This window comes from Lancefieldella sp. Marseille-Q7238 (assembly GCF_949152215.1).
Classification (GTDB): Bacteria; Actinomycetota; Coriobacteriia; order Coriobacteriales; family Atopobiaceae; genus Lancefieldella.
This window is the reverse complement of sequence record NZ_OX424407.1, coordinates 33,770-52,521: the sequence shown is the minus strand read 5'-3', so window position 1 is coordinate 52,521 and position 18,752 is coordinate 33,770. Positions and strand designations below refer to the sequence as shown.

The 18,752-nt window shown below is 52.5% G+C and carries 17 protein-coding genes and 2 tRNA genes; 1 reads left to right on the top strand and 18 read right to left on the bottom strand.

Going from position 1 to position 18,752, the window contains the following annotated elements; genetic code table 11:
- Positions 1-17 precede the first annotated feature (17 nt).
- The 13 genes from QM016_RS00205 to QM016_RS00145 form a co-directional block, all read right to left on the bottom strand.
- Positions 18-740: an ABC transporter ATP-binding protein gene (locus tag QM016_RS00205; RefSeq protein WP_016477125.1), complete on the bottom strand. Its 723-nt coding sequence runs from the start codon at positions 738-740 to the stop codon at positions 18-20.
- The gene (locus tag QM016_RS00200; RefSeq protein WP_016477126.1) at positions 741-1,571 is read right to left on the bottom strand and encodes an ABC transporter ATP-binding protein; all 831 of its coding nucleotides are present in this window, start codon (positions 1,569-1,571) and stop codon (positions 741-743) included.
- 1 nt (position 1,572) lies between these two features.
- Positions 1,573-2,784: a branched-chain amino acid ABC transporter permease gene (locus QM016_RS00195; protein ID WP_282709741.1), complete on the bottom strand. Its 1,212-nt coding sequence runs from the start codon at positions 2,782-2,784 to the stop codon at positions 1,573-1,575.
- A gap of 9 nt (positions 2,785-2,793) precedes the next feature.
- Positions 2,794-3,669, bottom strand: coding sequence for a branched-chain amino acid ABC transporter permease (locus tag QM016_RS00190; RefSeq protein WP_282709740.1), 876 nt, complete (start codon positions 3,667-3,669; stop codon positions 2,794-2,796).
- A 12-nt stretch (positions 3,670-3,681) separates the two neighbouring features.
- Positions 3,682-4,863, bottom strand: a complete 1,182-nt coding sequence (locus QM016_RS00185; RefSeq protein WP_282709739.1) for an ABC transporter substrate-binding protein — start codon at positions 4,861-4,863, stop codon at positions 3,682-3,684.
- A gap of 161 nt (positions 4,864-5,024) precedes the next feature.
- Positions 5,025-6,335, bottom strand: coding sequence for a hypothetical protein (locus QM016_RS00180; RefSeq protein ID WP_282709738.1), 1,311 nt, complete (start codon positions 6,333-6,335; stop codon positions 5,025-5,027).
- Positions 6,336-6,689: 354 nt separating this feature from the next.
- Complete coding sequence (gene rho, locus QM016_RS00175; RefSeq protein WP_282709737.1) at positions 6,690-8,714, bottom strand: transcription termination factor Rho; 2,025 nt, start codon at positions 8,712-8,714, stop codon at positions 6,690-6,692.
- 219 nt (positions 8,715-8,933) lie between these two features.
- Positions 8,934-9,614 (bottom strand): MarR family transcriptional regulator, encoded by a 681-nt coding sequence (locus QM016_RS00170; protein ID WP_282709736.1) that lies wholly within the window; start codon positions 9,612-9,614, stop codon positions 8,934-8,936.
- 258 nt (positions 9,615-9,872) lie between these two features.
- Positions 9,873-11,714 carry an arginine--tRNA ligase gene (argS, locus tag QM016_RS00165; RefSeq protein ID WP_016477133.1) on the bottom strand — a complete coding sequence of 614 codons (1,842 nt, stop codon included), beginning with the start codon at positions 11,712-11,714 and terminating at the stop codon, positions 9,873-9,875.
- 108 nt (positions 11,715-11,822) lie between these two features.
- Positions 11,823-13,319, bottom strand: a complete 1,497-nt coding sequence (locus QM016_RS00160; protein ID WP_282709735.1) for a nicotinate phosphoribosyltransferase — start codon at positions 13,317-13,319, stop codon at positions 11,823-11,825.
- 52 nt (positions 13,320-13,371) lie between these two features.
- Positions 13,372-13,701 carry a hypothetical protein gene (locus tag QM016_RS00155; protein ID WP_016477135.1) on the bottom strand — a complete coding sequence of 110 codons (330 nt, stop codon included), beginning with the start codon at positions 13,699-13,701 and terminating at the stop codon, positions 13,372-13,374.
- Positions 13,702-13,703: 2 nt separating this feature from the next.
- Positions 13,704-14,747, bottom strand: coding sequence for a radical SAM protein (locus QM016_RS00150; RefSeq protein WP_282711435.1), 1,044 nt, complete (start codon positions 14,745-14,747; stop codon positions 13,704-13,706).
- Between the two features lie 114 nt (positions 14,748-14,861).
- Positions 14,862-14,937: transfer RNA gene (locus tag QM016_RS00145), tRNA-Ala, on the bottom strand.
- Between the two features lie 433 nt (positions 14,938-15,370).
- On the opposite strand from QM016_RS00145, the gene QM016_RS00140 reads away from it, so the two are divergent.
- Complete coding sequence (locus QM016_RS00140) at positions 15,371-16,594, top strand: MraY family glycosyltransferase (RefSeq protein ID WP_282709734.1); 1,224 nt, start codon at positions 15,371-15,373, stop codon at positions 16,592-16,594.
- Positions 16,595-16,614: 20 nt separating this feature from the next.
- Here the strand turns inward: QM016_RS00140 and QM016_RS00135 are convergent, their stop codons facing one another.
- From QM016_RS00135 to QM016_RS00115, 5 genes are all read right to left on the bottom strand, one after another.
- Positions 16,615-16,863: a hypothetical protein gene (locus tag QM016_RS00135; RefSeq protein WP_156825446.1), complete on the bottom strand. Its 249-nt coding sequence runs from the start codon at positions 16,861-16,863 to the stop codon at positions 16,615-16,617.
- A gap of 274 nt (positions 16,864-17,137) precedes the next feature.
- Positions 17,138-17,497 carry a 50S ribosomal protein L20 gene (gene rplT, locus QM016_RS00130; protein WP_016477139.1) on the bottom strand — a complete coding sequence of 120 codons (360 nt, stop codon included), beginning with the start codon at positions 17,495-17,497 and terminating at the stop codon, positions 17,138-17,140.
- A gap of 55 nt (positions 17,498-17,552) precedes the next feature.
- A complete protein-coding gene (rpmI, locus tag QM016_RS00125; protein WP_016477140.1) occupies positions 17,553-17,753 on the bottom strand; it encodes a 50S ribosomal protein L35 in 201 nt (66 codons plus the stop codon).
- A 1-nt stretch (position 17,754) separates the two neighbouring features.
- On the bottom strand, positions 17,755-18,333 hold the full coding sequence (gene infC, locus QM016_RS00120) for a translation initiation factor IF-3 (protein ID WP_282711434.1): 579 nt from the start codon (positions 18,331-18,333) through the stop codon (positions 17,755-17,757).
- Positions 18,334-18,632: 299 nt separating this feature from the next.
- Positions 18,633-18,719 (bottom strand) — tRNA-Leu (locus QM016_RS00115).
- Positions 18,720-18,752: the final 33 nt, after the last annotated feature.

The window sequence follows — 18,752 nt, the reverse complement described above, 5'->3', positions numbered from 1 at the left end:
AGAAGCACTTCTCGCCCTCAACCGCCAAGATATGCTTTGCGCACGTCGTCATCGTGCAGAAGCGCGTCGCCCGTGCCAGTTTTAACAACCTTGCCAATCTCCAGCACATAGGCACGGTCAGCAACATTGAGCGCCATATTGGCGTTTTGCTCAACGAGCAAAATAGTGGTGCCATGAGAACCGAGCGCCCGAATAATAGCAAATATTTCCTCAATCAGGATAGGCGCGAGGCCCATGGAAGGCTCATCAAGCATCAGCAGCTTGGGGTGGCTCATCAACGCGCGACCCATAGCGAGCATCTGCTGCTCTCCACCGGAAAGCGTGCCAGCCATTTGACGGCGGCGTTCGCGAAGACGTGGGAAATGTTCGTACACAAGGTCAAGCGCCTCCGCGTTTTCCTCATCTGAACGCGTATAGCCGCCCATCTGAAGATTTTCAGCAACGCTCATGCGCGAAAAGACACGGCGGCCTTCAGGACAAAGCGCCAGACCAGCTTCAACAATTTTATGGGGCTTCATTCCCACAATGCTATGGCCGGAAAACTCAATGGAACCCGCATCAGGCTTGATCAAACTGGAAAGAGTGTTAAGCGTCGTGGACTTGCCCGCACCGTTTGCACCAATAAGGGTCACGATTTCCCCTTCGCAAATCTCAAAGGAGATGCCCCTGACCGCGCGGATAGCACCGTAAGATACGTTCAGGTCTGTAACGGAAAGCAGGATGTTTAACGCGGCTGCCATTTACTGTACCTCCGGAGTACCCAGGTATGCTTCGATAACGCGCGGGTTGTTTTGAATCTCTGAGGGCGTACCTTTGGCGATGATTGAGCCGTGGTCGAGCACCGCCAGGCCCTCGCAGACACCCATAACAAACGACATATCATGCTCAATCAGCAACACGGCGATGCTAAAATCATCACGAATCTTGAGCACGTTTTCCATGAGCTCATGCGTTTCGTTGGGGTTCATACCTGCCGCGGGTTCGTCAAGCAGCAGCACTTTCGGATCGGTTGCAAGCGCCCGCAGAATTTCAAGCTTGCGCTGATCTCCATAGGAAAGATTGCCCGCTTGCATGCGCGCCAGCGCCTGCATGTCAAAAATCGCGAGAAGGTCCATCGCACGGTCCCGCGCTTCTTTTTCTTCACTCCAGTGTTTTGGAGTGCGGAACAAATCTTGCAAAAAATGGCTTGAGAGCGTTTGTCCCAGACCAACCAGTACGTTGTCGAGTGCTGTCATCTCGGTAAAAAGACGGATATTTTGAAAGGTACGCGCCATGCCCATATGGCTCGTTTCAATAACGCTTTTACCGGCAAGGTCATAGCCGTCAAGCAGCACCGTGCCGCGTGTGGGTCGATACACATTGGTCAGCAGATTGAAAACGGTTGTCTTTCCCGCTCCGTTCGGCCCAATAATCCCTGAAATCTCCGTAGGACCAAGAGCGATGTTAAAGTCTTCAACAGCCTTAAGACCGCCGAAATCAATACCAAGGTGTTCAGCCTGAAGTACCGGAATAGCATGGAGATCGCGCTCGGGAATAAGATTAGGCGACTCCTGCCGAATCAACTTTGACATGCTAGTTCACCTCCTTATGGGAAGGAAGAATCCCTGAGGTACGCCCGTGCTTCTCGCCAGAGGATTGAACAGTCGCGGCGCTGTCTTCATCCGCGTCAAAATCGCTGGCAGCGTCCTTGTTCCACGGATAATCTCGGTTCAGTATGCGCTCAATAATCCGGCTGAGTGAAAAATCATAAGTGCCGAACAGCCCCTTAGGACGAAACATCATCACCAAGATAAGCACAGCCGCGTAGGCGAGCATGCGGTAATCCGCAAACGCGCGAAGCGCCTCGGGGAGAATGGTCAGCACGGCTGCAGAAACAACGGAGCCGAACATTGAGCCCATACCGCCCAAAACAACCATTACCAGGATCTCGACAGACTTCATGAAGCCAAACTTCGCCGGAGCCATAACACCGATGCAGCCGGCATACAGACCGCCCGCAATACCCGCGAGAAAAGCAGAAAATACGAAGGCGAGCGTCTTATAGTAGGTAGTGTTGACGCCTGACGCCTCTGCGGCTATCTCGTTATCCCGAATGGCGAGAATCGCACGACCGTGACGGGACTTCATAAGGGTGTGGATTGCAAAGATTGAGCATGTCACAACGAGAGCGGTATTGAGAAATCCGGTATACGCGGGAATACCCGTCAGCCCGGAAGCGCCACCCGTAAGCTTGAAGCCCAGCGTTGAATCAATGTTGACCAAAACAACGCGGATAATCTCAGCAAAGCCGAGTGTAATGATGGCAAGGTAATCTCCCTTGAGGCGCAGAGCGGGGATGCCTATAACAACGCCCGCAAGCGCCGCTGTGACGCCGCCAACCAAAAGGCCGGCACTAAAGAGGCCGACAGCAGGCAGAGAGCCCGAAGCCATATCAGTAGCCGTCAGTCCAAAGAGCGGCATCACGCGGATAATGAAGATGGCGCATGCGTAGCCGCCAATGGACATGAAGCCCGCATGACCAAGCGGCAGCTGACCCAGATATCCCGTCACAATGTTGAGCGACACCGCCATAAGCACATAAATGCCCACCTGCTCAAGAACGACGGTCTGATAGCGAGAGAGTATGCCCCCTCCCACCAGCGCATTGCCGCCAAAAATAAAGACTGCGACTACCAACGTGTTGATGACGTAGCGCTGCACCATAGAAAGCCTGCGGCGCGTTGTGTGAGCGCCTGAGCTGGCTGTAATAACCGGATTGCTCTTTTGAGAGTACTCTTTTGTCATGGGAGCCTCCTACACTTTCTCGGTCACAGCATGGCCGAGAAGCCCGGTTGGCTTGACGACAAGAACGATAATAAGCAGCAAAAAAACAACGGCGTCCTGCCAGACGGACAAGCCGACAGCAGAAACAGCGACCTCAGCAAAGCCGACCACCAATCCGCCGATAACGGCTCCCGGAATAGATCCGATGCCTCCGAGCACCGCCGCGACAAATGCCTTCGTTCCCAACATGACTCCCATGGTCGGAGTCGCCTGATGATAGGCCATGCTGTAGAGGATGGCGCCAATGCCGGCAAGCGCAGAGCCAACAGCAAAAGTAAAGGAAATAGTGCTGTTCACATTGACGCCCATAAGCCGCGCCGCTCCCATGTCCTCAGACACGGCGCGCATCGCTTTGCCAAGACGCGTTTTTTGAACAAGGGCCGTAAGAACTGCGGTTGAGAGACACGTTACTCCAACGGTCAGGATAGCTCCCAAAGACAGGGTCACTCCACCGACCGTCACTGTCGTAAGATTGACAAAATTCGGAACCACCTTCGCGTCAGCGCCAAAAAGCAGCTGTGAGCCACTCTCCAAAAAATATGAAACGCCGATAGCGGTAATCAGCACAGAAAGGCGCGGCGCCTCCCTGAGCGGCGCGTAGGCAATCTTGTCAATGGTCACACCCAGCACCACACAACCGCCGACTGCCAAAAGCGCCGCTATTGCGGGGTGCAGCTGCAACTGTACCATAGCAATCCATGAAAGGTACGCGCCCACCATAATGATGTCGCCGTGGGCGAAGTTCAACAGCAAGATGATGCCATAGACCATCGTATAACCCAAAGCCACAAGGGCATAGATACTGCCAAGCTGCAGGCCGTTCAAAACTTGTGTTATGAATGTCACCAATCTCACTCCCTAGCCATTGATGGTGTCGTAAATAACCTCATTGCCGTCTTGAAAGGCAATAATGAGCGTCGATTTTACGGGGTCGCCGGTACCGTTATACGAAATGGTGCCTGTAACGCCGTCAACTTTCTCCGAGGCAATTGCGTGGATAATCGCTTCTCGATATGGCTTTGATCCGGTTTTTTGCCCCGATTGCTCAGCACGAGAAATTGCCTGGCACATAATCATGGCCGCATCATAGCCAAGCGCACAGAAGTTGGTCGGAGCAGAGCCGTATTCCTTTTGATAGGCGTCAACAAACTTCGTGACCTTCTCGTCTTTATTTGACGCCACAAAAGACGAATTATAGAAACAGTTATTCAGATCCGCTGGAGAAGCATAGTCCTGCTCTCCCCCGATGATATTGGGCCAGCCGTCAGACCCCAGCATAACGCCGGTATACCCGAGTTGCCGGGCCTGCGTCACGATTTTGCCGTCATCTTGGTAATAATTAGGACAAAAAATAGCGTCGGGATGTTTGGAAATGATAGTTGTAAGCTGCGCATTAAAGTCGACCGCGCCCTGCGGATATCCCTGCTGCGAGGAAATTTCTATCCCAAGCTCTTCAGCATGCTTGACAAATGCCTCACTTACGCCGGTTTCATAATCACCGCCGGAGTTAAAGATAGTTCCCACATTCGTATAGCCTTGCTTGTGGGCAAACTCCGCCATAACACGCCCCTGAAAAGGGTCGGTAATGCAGACGCGAAACATGTTGTTACCATAAACAACTACATCACCCGCGGTAGCTGAAGCACTCACACACGGTATCGTATCCAAAACTGACTTTTGAGCCAGCGCGATAGTGGGCGTTGAGGTTACGTCGCCGATAATGGCACTCACACCCTCGTCAAGCAGTTTGTTGTATACAAGAATCGCTTCTGTCGCGTCGCCCTTCTCATCTTCGACAATCGGCTCAACGCATTTGCCGTTGGCTCCTCCTTGCTCGTTAAACTGCTTGAAGTACAACAAAATACCGCTGCGAACGGCAATTCCATATTGAGCAACATCGCCCGTGAAGGGGCCCATAACACCGACGCGGACATGCTTGTCGTCAACCGGCTGCGCGTCGCATCCGGCAAGCGCCAGTGAGGCCGCAAGAGATGCCGCCGTCCCCAAAAAATACCGTCGCGACATATATGCGTCCGCCATGCTTATAACCCCTTCCCAATCTGCTGTAACCTGCCGCATCGCTCTACGGCGACTTACTGTATCGGGAAAGTGTAGGGCTGCGCCGCGCGCTAGCCGGACACAACACGGGTAAGTTTTTCTTTTTGTAACTTTTCTGCTTGCGAACCTTTGAGAGCTTGTCTCTACGCTTCAATCGCGCGAAGCGGAGCCGGCGAGAAGTGCCTTGGGCGATACGAGCCTTCTTGTTGCGAGAAGGATGCGCTTGCCTGCGCAGATGCTTTCGCTGCAGCGGCCTCAGCGGCGCTTTCCGCCGGCGTAGGAATACGTTTCAGCGCGTTAGTGCCACCATCAATCAGGCGGAACAGCTCGCGTGTCGGACGCTGCTCTTCCTTGGCGGCATCCTTACGCATTTCTTCTTCGATATCAGCGAAAAGCTTATCAACATGAGTCGCTGCTTCAATTTTTAAAGACCCTGTTGTTCGAGAGGGAGCGCTCACATGCGAAACCTGATTGTTTGGAATCACTTCAATGGGATCGCGGATAACGCCTGCAGGATTGACGGAAAGCTTCTTATCAAGCGCCTCGAGCGCAAGTTCCCAATCATCTTTATGCGACAGCTCCGAAACCGTCCTTTTTTCTGGGAATATTCCCTGGTCAACAAAGGCAATACGCTCGGAGATATCCGAAGATGTGCCCACGGCTGAAATGGAATTCTCGAATTTTGTTGCAGCAAAGCTGTCAGGAATTGCTTCGGCTTCGATTGCTGTGATGCCAAAGTCATGGGTAATGTTTTGTTCTCCCACGCCCGCGGTCCACCAGCTTGTCCCCACATCACCGACCGTACCGTCCGCGCGCGGAATAACTGGTAACCCTTCCATCGGATTTCCGCTTAAACGCTCCCGCAACACGTCGGCGGCGCCGCGTGCGCGAGAAGCCATACGCTCTCGAAACGAGAGGAGGTTCAGGTAATTTTCCGCAACTTGCTCATAGTCTTTTGCCGCATGCGCTGCTTTGCGATGAGCTTTGACCGTTGGCTGACTCTTGGCACGAACCGGCAAGGGAGCACGCGCCGGCTTCGGAGCAGTTGCGACCTTTTGAACACGAATAGCGCCCGTCGCGTTCCACTCTAAAGCGCGCATGTGGCGCGGTTTGTATTCCGCAAGCGACGAATGAGTGGTATCAACAAAGATTATCTTGCTTTTATTGTTATCGTTGATCGTATGAGAATGCTGCCGTTCGTACTGAGAAGCCGACTCGCCCTCACATGAAAGCCTTCTCTGTTCCTGCCTCTGCTGCCTGTGATTGGCAATAAGCCATGAAATCCCTGAAATCATCCCCACAAAGGAAAGGCCGCCGACCACGCAGGCAGCGATAAAAAGCGCCGGAGAATCAATGGAGTCAAACGTGGCGGCATGCGCAGAGACCGGCGTTACCGCCAGCGCCAATCCTCCTAAAAGGCCAGCTATAACGGCTGGATTTCTACGCTTTGTCATACAAGCTCCTCCTACACGCTACATAAAGCGGAAGAAAGACGATGACCCTTATACATACAGAATAATCAACCCAAGCATCCCTGGGTCTCACATATGTATGCAACGGCATGGGGTTCGTCTTATCTTCGTGTATCCGTTGCAGCATTTATGCTATCTGCACTATAGCGTACTTTTATCGGTCGTGCGCCATCTTTTACAAAAATCATCACGAAAAGCAAAAATCTCTAAGGCTCATCATTTCTGAGCAAAAATGAGACGTATATGCGAGAAGCCCTCAGGCAAACACGCCCAAAGACTTCTCGCTATAAACTTCTCTTTGCCGAAAATACGCTACCTATGCGCCAAAATACGAAATTACGCGAGCTCAGCGGCCCTTTTTGCCGAACGGATAAGGAAGTCCTCATTATCCGAGGTCTGCTGAAGCCCCTTGATGAGCGCGCTGGTAGCCCGCTCAGTGGTAGGCATGTTGGCAAGCGAGCGGCGCAAGCCCCAAATAAGAGGCTGGTAATCAGACTTTATGAGCAAATCTTCATTGCGCGTACCGGAAGCGACAGGATCGATTGCCGGGAAGATTCTGCGATCAGCAAGATCGCGATCAAGCTTAAGCTCCATGTTGCCGGTACCCTTGAACTCCTCAAAGATAACCTCATCCATTTTTGATCCCGTATCAACGAGCGCCGATGCGATAATGGTCAGCGAACCTCCGCCTTCAATATTGCGTGCCGCGCCCAAAAATTTCTTTGGCGGATACAGCGCTGCAGAATCAACACCTCCTGAAAGAATGCGGCCGGAAGCAGGAATAGCAAGGTTGTACGCACGCGCAAGACGCGTAATGGAATCGAGAATAACGACGACGTCCTTTCCCTGTTCTACAAGGCGCTTTGCCCGCTCAATCACGAGCTCGGAAACGGCCGTGTGATTCTCCGCAGGCATATCAAAGGTTGAAGCAACTACCGTTCCTTTGATAGAGCGTTCCATATCGGTTACTTCTTCGGGACGCTCGTCCACAAGAAGGCAGAAGAGATAAACTTCAGGATTGTTTTCCGAAATGGATTGGCAGATCTTCTTTAAGATAGTTGTTTTACCTGCCTTTGGCGGCGACACAATAAGGCCACGCTGACCCTTGCCGATAGGAGCGACGAGGTCGATGGCTCGTCCGGTAATGGAATTCTTACCATGTTCAAGCTTCAGCGGTTCATCGGGGAAAATCGGCGTCAAATCACGGAAACGCGGACGCGCCTTAAGGTTCTCAACCGGTCCATCGTTGACCGACAAAACGCGGTGCAGCGGCGGATATTTGCTATTGGAGCGGCCAGGGCCAACCGTACCGGTAATCTTATCTCCCTGACGAAGCCCTAAATAGCGAATGATTTGCTGATGGACGAAGGCGTCATCGTCTCCCTCCATGTAATTGCCCGTACGCACCCAGCCGTATCCTTCAGGACCAATCTGGAGAATTCCTTCGACAGTACGGAAACCCTCTGCAGCTGCAGCGGCGCTATATATCATTTCAATGAGATCGGGTTTACGAACGCCTAGATATGTAAGGCCATACTCGGCAGCCTTTGTGCGAAGTTCGGCAACTTTCATTCCCTCAAGCATCTCGCGGGTAAGAGACGGTTCGGAAGGAGTCTGAGGGCGGCGCTTGTTATTCCGCTGGTTATTTTGGCGACGGTCGCGGTAATTCTCGCGTACAACGCCCTTGCCCTGTTGCTGACTGTCACCACTGTCGCGACTATCACTGGTATGACGGCGATGCACTCGTATAGAAGTTGTTGCAGAAGGGCTGCCGGATTCGTCTAATCCGGTTTCCGTTTCTGTTGCTGCAATCGTTGTCACCGGTTGAGCCGTCGGCTCGGAACTTGCAACGCTTGCCTCAGAAACAAGACGGTTCATTTCTTCTTCAACCGATTCGCTCTTGCGCGGACGGCCGCGACGGCGCTTGGGTGCTGCTGCCACAGAAGCGGACTTTGTGGCGCTCTTATCAGAAGACTCCGAAGCTACGGATGCGGATGCATGTGCTTCTGTAGCAGTTGGTGTATCAGCTGTCTCTACAGCAGGTGCCGTCTCAGCGGAGCCGCTACACTCCAAAGCGTCTGCTTCGCTAAGACGAGCGGCAGCTTCGGTCTCGCTCTTACGCGGACGGCCGCGGCGACGCTTAGGTACTGCGGGGGTATCGGAAACTGTAGAGGCAGAAGAATCCGCAACTTCAGTTTTGCTCTTGCGCGGACGGCCACGACGAGGCTTCACTTCTTCTGTCAAAGTGGGTTCGGTTTGTGCCGCAACCTCCGATTTACGAGGGCGGCCACGACGACGCTTAGGAGTAACTACCGGCTCATCAGCAGACTCTGGGGCAGAAACGGGATTTTCATCCGTCATACACTATGCCTCTCTATTTTTAATCCAAAATACATACTCATTAATCTCTTTTTCACATGCGAGAGAATAAAACGCATATAAAGCGCGATAAGTTCGTAAAAATTTCTGCGAACAGAGTGACTATAGCACGATTGTGCCCGTCTTGCATCCAAAAACAAATTTTGGACACAAAACGGGCATGTAAGACGCTAGCTCTGTATACACTGGGGGAAATGTACACTAGACGCTAACGCGCGCCTTCCTTTTAACTACCAGCCGAGATATTTGCTGGCGAAGTGCACGTGCCTCCTTCCTCCCCTCTTCGGTAAGAGTAACGGTAGTAGTGCGGCGCGAAAGAGCGTGATTCCTCAATCTCTGAATAAGACCTTCGCCGGCAAGAGATGTAATTGACATCGACACGGTAGGCTGAAGCAACCCAAGCTCTTCTACGAGTTCGTTTACCGTAAGGGTACCTTTGGGAGCATCTTGCAGGCACAAAAGAACCAAATCTCCCGCACGGCAAAACACAGACCCCATAGCGTCAACATACATGCAGATTCGTTCTGCTGATGTGCGCGAAAGAGCTTGCCCCGGAGCAATGCGGGCGCAGGTAAGGCGAGCTAGGTCAAAAACGGCTGTGCGGCCTCTTTCGGAAAGCTCGCACACCACGTTGCGCCTGTCATCGGAGCCTTCTTTACGGTTAATATATCCAAGCTTCGCTAAGTGTGAGGTGCGATGCGTAATAGTTGGGCGAAGCGCCCCTTGGTACTCAGCAATCTCGGACGTCTTGATTGAAAGATTTCTTACATTCAAACGACATAAAATAGCAAATTCTTCAAATGTTAAACGTCTGTTTGCTGGAACAGATCTTCTCACCAGGTTGTAGGATCTGCGGATGGACATGTACTCCCGAAGCTCCATCTTAGACCTCCGTTCTATGCCCGAACGATTAGCTATTTATGTTCACATGCTTAGTATACTCCCAAAACATAGTAGATTACATGGGAATACAACAATAGTTTTCAAGTTCTGCAATGCATATAATTACGGGCTTATGACATGAAGTTTTTTGCCATAAGCCCGTTTCTTAACTACTGTGAATAAAAATGACGTAACTATCTTTTTTATTCTTTTACCGTTCGCCGAATTATCGTGTTGAAAATTGTAACTACACGCTCACTACATACTCACGGGGGCGCTCACGCCGATGAGATTCAACGCCAGCGCAAGCACTCTACGCGTCGCGTCGCACGCCACCAAACGAGCGCGAGAAAGCTCCTCGTCAATGGGACGACCTTCGGAAGGAAGCACCTGACAGACCGTATAGAATCCGTGGAAATCAGAGGCAAGCTCCTCGATATAGTGCGTGATGCGGAACGGCGCGCGATCCCGAGCGCAATTCTCAATAAGCGTTGGGAATTCAGAGAGCTTGCGGGAAAGCGCCAGCTCAGTGGGATCGGAAAGAAGACTCAAGTCGTACGTGTCACCAATGGCTTGTTCAGCAACTTTATCCATACCGAGCTCACGTGCCTCGTCCAAAGAAACACCGGCGCCACGACGAAGAATGGAGCAAATGCGCGCATGGGCGTACTGTACGTAATACACGGGATTTGAACTGTCTTGACGCTTGACCTGCTCGATATCGAAATCAATCATCTGGTTGGACGATTTTGACATCAGCGTATAGCGCGTCGCGTCTACGCTTACCTCACTGAGCAGCTCGTCAAAGGGAATACCGGTCCCCTTGCGCTTAGACATCTTGACGGGAGTTCCATTGCGCAGCAAATTGACAAACTGGCCGAGAAGAACCTCAAACTGTCCGGGATAGCCAAGCGCCGTGCAGGCGGAGTCAACGCGCTGGATATAGCCATGGTGATCGGCTCCCCAGATATCAATGACATGATCGACGCGCTGGAATTTATTCCAGTGATAGGCCACGTCGGAGGCGAAATACGTATACTCCCCGTTAGACTTTATGAGCACGCGGTCCTTATCGTCACCAAACTTGGTGGAGCGGAAAAAGAGAGCATTGTCTTCGTGATAGAGATATCCCATGGTATCAAGGGTCTCAAGGGCACGGTCAACAGCGGACTTGCCGTTTTCATCGGGCGCATACAGCGAGCGCTCAGAGAACCATACATCAAAGTCGGAGCGGGCGTTATGGCACGTTGCTCGAATAGAATCAAGCATCAGCTTGTAGCCGCGCTCGCGGAAATCGGCCATGCGATCTTCTTCGGGAGCGTCTGCCCAAGCGTTTCCGTCTTCTTCGTAGAAATGTTTTGCGAGGTCAATAATGTAGTCGCCGCCATAGGCGTTGCCGCCGAGCGACTCGTTGAAAGCGTCCATATACGGATGGGTCTCAGGACGAGAGTCGTCCTCGTCCTCAATAAACGCTTCGCGGTCGTCAAGGAGCAATTGATAGGCCTCCTGAAACGCCACGCCCTTCTGAGAGACAATCTCATCCAACTGAAGATAGCGCTTTGAGATGGAAGAGCCGAAGACATCCATCTGAGAGCCGTGGTCGTTGATGTAGTACTCACGCTCGACGTCATAACCGGCGTGCGCAAACACACGGCATAGCGAATCGCCCAGAGCCGCCCAACGGCCGTGGCCAACATGGAGCGGGCCGACGGGATTAGCGGAAATGTATTCCACCTGAATCTTGGTGCCCTTGCCAAAATCTGATTTGCCGAACTCTGAACCCTGATTGCGGATGGTGCGGAAAATCTCATTGCCCGCGGCGGTCGAAAGGTAGAAGTTCACAAATCCCGGGCCGGCAATCTCTACGCGCTCAATCTCAGAATCTTTTGGCATGTGCGCCACGATTGCCGCCGCGATATCACGCGGAGATTTATGAGCAAGGCGAGCGGAACGCATAGCAACGGCAGAAGTCCAATCGCCATGAGCGGCATCAGCCGGTCGCTCAAGACCGAGTTCTTCCACCTCAAACTGAGGTAAATCCCCTGCTTTCTGCGCATCTGCTAATGCTGCACGTACCAGTTGCTCGATCTTCTCGCGCATAAAAACTCCTTGTGTCAAAACGCCCTCAACATATACGGATCCGAAGATGGAATCGCATCCAATCGCCCACGCGTTTTTCTGTTGGCAATCGGCCGGTTATTGTACCACTTATTCGCTGGTAGCTGTGGCGGCATGAACATGCTCCACCGCAAGTTCATGACGCAAGTTTGCAAGACCTCTCTCAAGACCGACAGGATACACCTGAGGATTTAAGAAACGCGTATAAGCGGCGTCCAGGTGCATGAGCGCGTTATGGCAGCGGTCGCGCGCCACTTCAATGGTTTCCGCCTCTCCAAAGCGCACGCCCTCCTCCACCACGCGCGCCATAAGTTCGTGAGAAGTGCCGACAAGCTTATGCGTAGAGTAGGGATCGAGAATATCGGCGACAGCCACAGACGGCTGAGCGTCGCGGGATGTAAGCGTCGCTTCGTCATAAATCATATCGCCCGCAGGGCAGCCATTTGCGTCGTAATAGCGACGGATGCGCTGGATACCGGGGATAGTGCGCTTGTACGCCATTTCGGAAAGTTTGATGACCGGCTTCCAGTGCTCTTCTTTGTCATCGCGGACGGCAGTCAGTTTGTAGACGCCGCCTAAGGAGGGCTGCGGGTCGCAGGTAGCAAGTTTGGTACCTACGCCAAACGAATCAATGGGAGCTCCCTGCGCGAACAGCGATTGGATAGTATATTCATCCAAATCGTTGGATACGGAAATTTTTACATAAGGAAGGCCGGCCTCATCAAAGGCGGCGCGGGTCTCCTTTGCCAGCTTTGCGAGGTCTCCCGAATCGATGCGAATAGCGCCAAGCTTCTCGCCACGCGCTTCCATTTCTTTGCCCACAATAATGGCGTTTTTGATGCCTTCATGAACGTCGTAGGTATCCAGAAGAAGCGCGCAGTTCTTTGGGAATGAGCAGGCGAAGGCGCGAAAAGCGTCGAGCTCGGTAGGAAACGACATGACCCACGAGTGAGCATGTGTGCCGAACACCGGAATACCGTAAATCTTTCCGGCAAGCACGTTTGACGTACTTGAAGCGCCAGCGATGTAGGATGCGCGCGCCACGGCAAGGCCACCGTCAGGACCTTGAGCTCGGCGAAGACCAAAGTCCGAAACAGGATTGCCCTGAGCCGCTCGAATCACGCGAGCGGTCTTGGTGGCAACCAGCGTTTGGAAATTCACAAGATTCAAAAGGGCGGTCTCAATGAGCTGACAGTCGATGATAGGACCCATCACACGCACCATGGGCTCGCGCGGAAAAACAATTTCTCCCTCAGGAACGGCGTCAATGGTGAGATTCAAGCGATGGTTGCGCAGAAATTCAAGGAACTCAGGTTTAAAAAGTTTGCCTCCTCCGGGAGAAGGAACCTCGGAAAGATAGTTGATATCGTCATCTTCAAACACGAAGTTTTCCACAAGCTCTGCAACTTGACCGATGCCGCAGGCAATAGCGTACCCGCCGTTGAAAGGGTTCTCGCGGAAAAACGCGGTAAAGCAAGCTTCATTGTCCACCATACCCGATTCCCAATAGCCTTGCGCCATGGTAATTTCGTAGAGATCCGTGTTCAGACACACGTCCGACGGCTTGGTGCGATCAGTCAATGACATAATGCTCAGTCCCCCTCAGGTGGGCTTCCATAGTAACGCTGCAAGTTGCCCGTTATCGTACTACGTATGACGCAATAAAGAAAAGTATGGCGATAAGAACTACAGAGAGTATGACAATCTTCTGCCCAAGCGGCATCTTAAGATCATCCTCATCCGGCTGCATAAGGCGCGCTCCGCGTGCGCGAGCCTGCGCAATCTGCTGATCTTTTTGGCGAGCTTTTCCAACTTCATGCTCACGATATGTACGTTCGGCGCGAAGCTGTTCCAGCTCCGCGCGTTCAGCGGCGTTACGCCTGGCCTCTTCGCGGACGCGCTTCTCCTGTCTGAGCCGCTCCAGCTCAGCGCGCTCCTCCTCGGAAAGAGGATTCATATCACCGGACATACTTACTCCTTTTTCGCATCGGGCTTCTCGGCATCGACAGCACGGCATCCGGAATCCAAAAGGGACGGGCCCTCAACACCTGTGGCGTCAAAGGCTGGCACAAAACTTTCAGACACTGTGCCTCCCTCCTGCCACCAGATTTTCTCGAAGCCAAGGTCATCAGCATGACAGATAACTATTTCATACTCTTCATCAGAGAGCGTTTGGGCAAGAGATCCCTTGGCTTTGCGACAGCGCTCGTTGGGTGTGTACTGATTCATGATAGACACATCAACCTCATTAGCGCAGATATCCCATACGCGGTCAAGCACCCTGCACGAATCGTCAGCATGCCCGGGAAGCACGAGGTGACGCACGATAATGCCCCGTCGCATGCTGCCATCCGCATTCACATTGCGTCCTCCGCGTGAGCGCAAAAGGTCACACATCTCTTCCAGCGCCGCGGCTGCCACCTCAGGATAGTCCCGAGCGTATGAGAGCTCTTGCGCGAGAGCAGCGTCAGCATATTTGAAATCGGTAAGCCAGATATCAATGACATCGGCCATAGCGCGCACCACCTGCGCAAGTTCATATCCCGAAGTATTACATACGACAGGAAGCATGAGTCCAGCTTGTTTGGCAGCGAGAACAGCTTCGCGAATCTGCGGCGCAAAATGCAAGGGCGTAACAAGGTTGATATTAAGCGCCCCTTGGTCTTGCAGTTCGAGCATTATCTGCGCGAGCCGCTCCACAGGTACCGCCAGTCCAAATCCTTCTTGAGAGATTTGATGATTTTGACAGAACACACACCGAAGCGGGCATCCCGTAAAAAACACAGCCCCCGACCCTGAGTTTCCTGACAGAGGGGGCTCCTCCCAGAAATGCAAGGCGGCGCGGGCAATGCGCATAGTGCTCGACGCGCCGCAAAACCCCGCTTTACCTTCATTGCGCTTGGCGCGACAACGACGAGGACACAGCGTACACGCATCATAGGCAGCGTAGTGAGCGCTAGGCAGACCTTGCCCTAATGCCCGACGTATATGTCCATTGTGCGATGCTGCATCCATTGTGTAATACAAACCCTGCCTTACCACCAATAAACCCATGAGCTCCCATGAACCCGATGGGCTCTCGTCGTACAAAAAACGCGCAGGCGAGAAGCGCTGCGCGTGAACGTTGCCTGGTGGAGATAAAGGGATTCGAACCCTCGGCCTCTGCCTTGCGAAGGCAGCGCTCTCCCAACTGAGCTATATCCCCAACTCATACTGCACATTGCATACGTGCCACAAGAACCAACACGCGGCAATCCGCACGCAAGTGCATATCGTATTGTGGCGATTCTTTGGAGTCATGTCAACGCATATACGGACATACCTTAAAAATAAGCTCAAAGAACCCAAAAAAAACCTTCCCCGCAGCCATATTATGAACCCACCTTCATAAGGTGGGTGCCGCACCCGTCTTTTCCAGCTTTCTCAACAACGGAGAATACCTGTACTAGCACGGGAATCAGGCTCCCTCGTAAAACTTGTCGGTTCACCCAGTTTTGGCTGCGGAGAAGGGACAACTTCACTATATAAAATTCTACGATTTAATAAAGTCTTGACTTGTTTCTATTACATGAGAAAATTAATAGGATGTGAGTTTTAGCAGTTAAATGCTGTTTTTGTTGGAATGGAAGGGGCTTGGCGTGGACCTTTGGTTGCTGCTGCTTGGGGTCTTTCTCGTTGCCACGCTGCTCTCCTGCATTGTTACTCCTTTCGTGCGAAAACTTGCCTGGAATCTCGGTATTATCGACAAACCAAATCGGCGCCGCGTCAATAAAAAGCCTGTAGCCCGCATGGGAGGCGTCGCCTTGTTCGTTGGTCTTATCGGGGCGCTAGTTCTCTACCTCATAGTGCTCGGTAAAAACGGTCGCTTTGATAAAAATGTCAATGTATATCTTCTGGGCCTTGCTTTTGTTATCATTTTTACCACCGGTCTTGTAGACGACATTATTTCTCTCAAACCATTGCAAAAACTTTCCGGTCAGGTACTAGCGGCCTGTCTCGCAGCCGCCGGCGGACTTGTTATCGGTAAGGTCGCTGATCCGCTGAGCAGCGGAAACTTTATCTCATTGGGCTGGCTTACCTACCCCGCCACCGTGCTTTATCTTGTCGCATGGACAAACATCATCAACCTCATCGATGGACTCGACGGTCTGGCCGCCGGTGTTTCCTGCATCGCTTCAAGCACTATGTTTGTACTTTCCATGTGGGCAGGGCGCTTTGACGCCGCTGCCTTAAGCCTTGCCGTTGCAGGCTCTACCTTGGGCTTTCTGGTACATAATTTCTATCCGGCAACTATCTTTATGGGAGACTCAGGCGCGCTGACGCTTGGTTTTGCCCTTGGCACCATATCGCTGCTTTCCGTCACGAGAATTGCGGGACTTACTACCATCATCGTGCCTCTTGTGGTCGCCGGTATCCCCATCATTGATACGTTTTCCGCTATCGTAAGACGCACCCGCGCTCATGTAAGCTTTGCTACCGCCGATCGTGGCCACATCCACCACAGGCTTATTGCCGCCGGCTACAACCAGCGCCAGGCTGTCTGTGTCATATACGGCTGGACCGGTCTTCTCTGCATTGGGTCGCTCATAATGACGCAGGTAAATGCCCTGCCTCGTATTGCTATTTTCTTAATGCTGCTTGCAATGTCTGCCGTATTCGCGAAGCATCTCCACCTCTTTGAGCCGGTGCTGCTTCATCACACCGACCCCGGAACCGGCAAAGACGAACTTATTACCCCAGCTGACCCCGACTTCGAAGCTGAGATTGAACAGCTCCATGAGCGCGAGCATGAGCGTGTTGAAGAGCTTGAAGAAGCCGCCGGCATTCATCATGGTGATAAGTCCCCAAAAAAGCAAAGCTGATAAAAAGGACTAATCTTTCTTCAGTTCTTACGTCTGTGCAGCAAGGCTAGGACGACAAAAAGTACGATGACGACAAGTATGAGTCCTGTTCCCAACAAATCAGACGTAAAGCGGGCGATGACAAGCCGAGGAAGTATAAGCGCATAGGCAAACGCCAGCCTCACAAAGACTATCGCTAAAACGATGCCGATGCCATACAGGATTGCGCGCTTAGCGCTGTCGCGCATATCATCAAAGCGTGAGCGCATGGGACTTTTTCTCTTTGTCATGCTTCCCTGCCCATCATGCTTTCGCTTTCCTGTACGTCATGCCTTCCTCCACCCGTCATACTTTCCTACTCTACACTTCCCCGCCCCTGCTCGAATACAGGTGTCTTGGTGTCACCTAGGCCCGCACCGATGCGCATGAGGATTTCAGAATAATAGCATGCACTAAGAAAATCCCACCGGCAAGGCCGATGGGATTTACATGTATGCTTAGTATATTCTGGTATGTTGTAGTGTATCGCAACATGCCTTATCGAGCGCGGTGCAGCATCGCTGACTACTCAGCAAGCGCCTTCTTCGCGACTTCGGCAAGGTCAGTAAACGCCTGATCATCAGTGTAGGCAATCTCAGCGAGGACCTTACGGTCGAGCTCAACGCCGGCCACTTTCAGGCCATGCATAAACTTGCTGTATGAAAGATCATTCAGACGCGCCGCGGCGTTAATGCGCTGAATCCACAGCGCACGGAAATCACGTTTCTTATTACGGCGATCACGATAGGCATACTGGCCGGAATGCTGCGCCTGCTCCTTCATGCCGCGGAACGTGCGGGAACGAACTCCATAGTAACCTTTAGTACGCTCGACAAGCGTCTGACGCTTCTTGCGACCGGCCATTGCGCGCTTAACTCGTGCCATATCTCATCAACTCCTTGTTGACAGTATCAGTAATGTTATCAGTATGTGCGACGCGTTAGTTCTTGGCGCCAATGCGCTGAGAAACCACGGCCGTATCGGCAGCGGAAAGGACGGCTTCTTTGCGGAAACCGCGAATGCGCTTCTGGGACTTCTTGGTAAGGATGTGGCTCTTGAAGGCCTTGGCACGCATAATCTTGCCCGTACCAGTACGGCGGAAACGCTTGGCCGATCCTTTGTGTGTTTTCATCTTAGGCATACTAATTCTCCTTTGTTGCGGCGTCAGTGCTCTCTGCGGCACCTTCGGGTTTCTCGTCAAATGCGCCCTTAATCGGCGCGACGAGCATGTGCATATTACGGCCTTCCATGAGCGGCTTTTGCTCGATAGTAGCGTACGGCTTCAGATCTTCTGCAAGACGATCAAGAACCAGACGTCCCTGCTCGGGGTGAGCCATCTCGCGACCACGGAACATGATTGTGATCTTAACGCGTGCGCCCTTCTTCAAGAACCGAAGGACGTGTCCCTTCTTGGTCTCGTAATCGCCGACGTCAATCTTGGGGCGGAACTTCATTTCCTTGACCTCAATTTTGACCTGGTTCTTACGGGCGGCTTTGGCCTTTCGATCCTGCTCGTAGCGGAACTTGCTGTAATCCAGAATCTTGCATACGGGAGGTTCGGCATTTGGAGCGATCTCTACCAAATCCATTCCGTGCTCACGTGCCCGCCTCAGCGCGTCATGTACGCCAAAGAGTCCGAGCTGGCTTCCGTCAGCATCAATCAGACGACACGTGCGGCCGGTAATTTCCTCATTAATGCGAGGTCCATCGTTCTTGGCTATCTTCTACACCTTCCCTTCGCGCGATAGCTGCTCAAGCTACCGCAATAAAAAATCCCAGCGCACAAAGGCATCTGGGAGACAAGGCAACAGTCAAATGACGGCTGAAATCTAAATTGTCTGACCAGACAGCTGCAACATGCGCCGTGTAGGTGGGGACTCACGCTCAGTCCCGCTTCAAAAAGCACCTGAACAGGATACCTCTGCGCAGGCATCCATGCAAGCCATAAAACGACTTGTGAAAACATCTCACAAAAGGTGCTGAGAAGAGCATGCAAATGCGCGCTCTTCCTCTCGTAAGATGGTGCCCGAGGTGGGACTTGAACCCACACAAGGTTGCCCTTAGGGGTTTTTGAGACCCCCGCGTCTGCCAATTCCGCCACTCGGGCCAAAACTTACGCATGGGTACTATACCAGTCTCA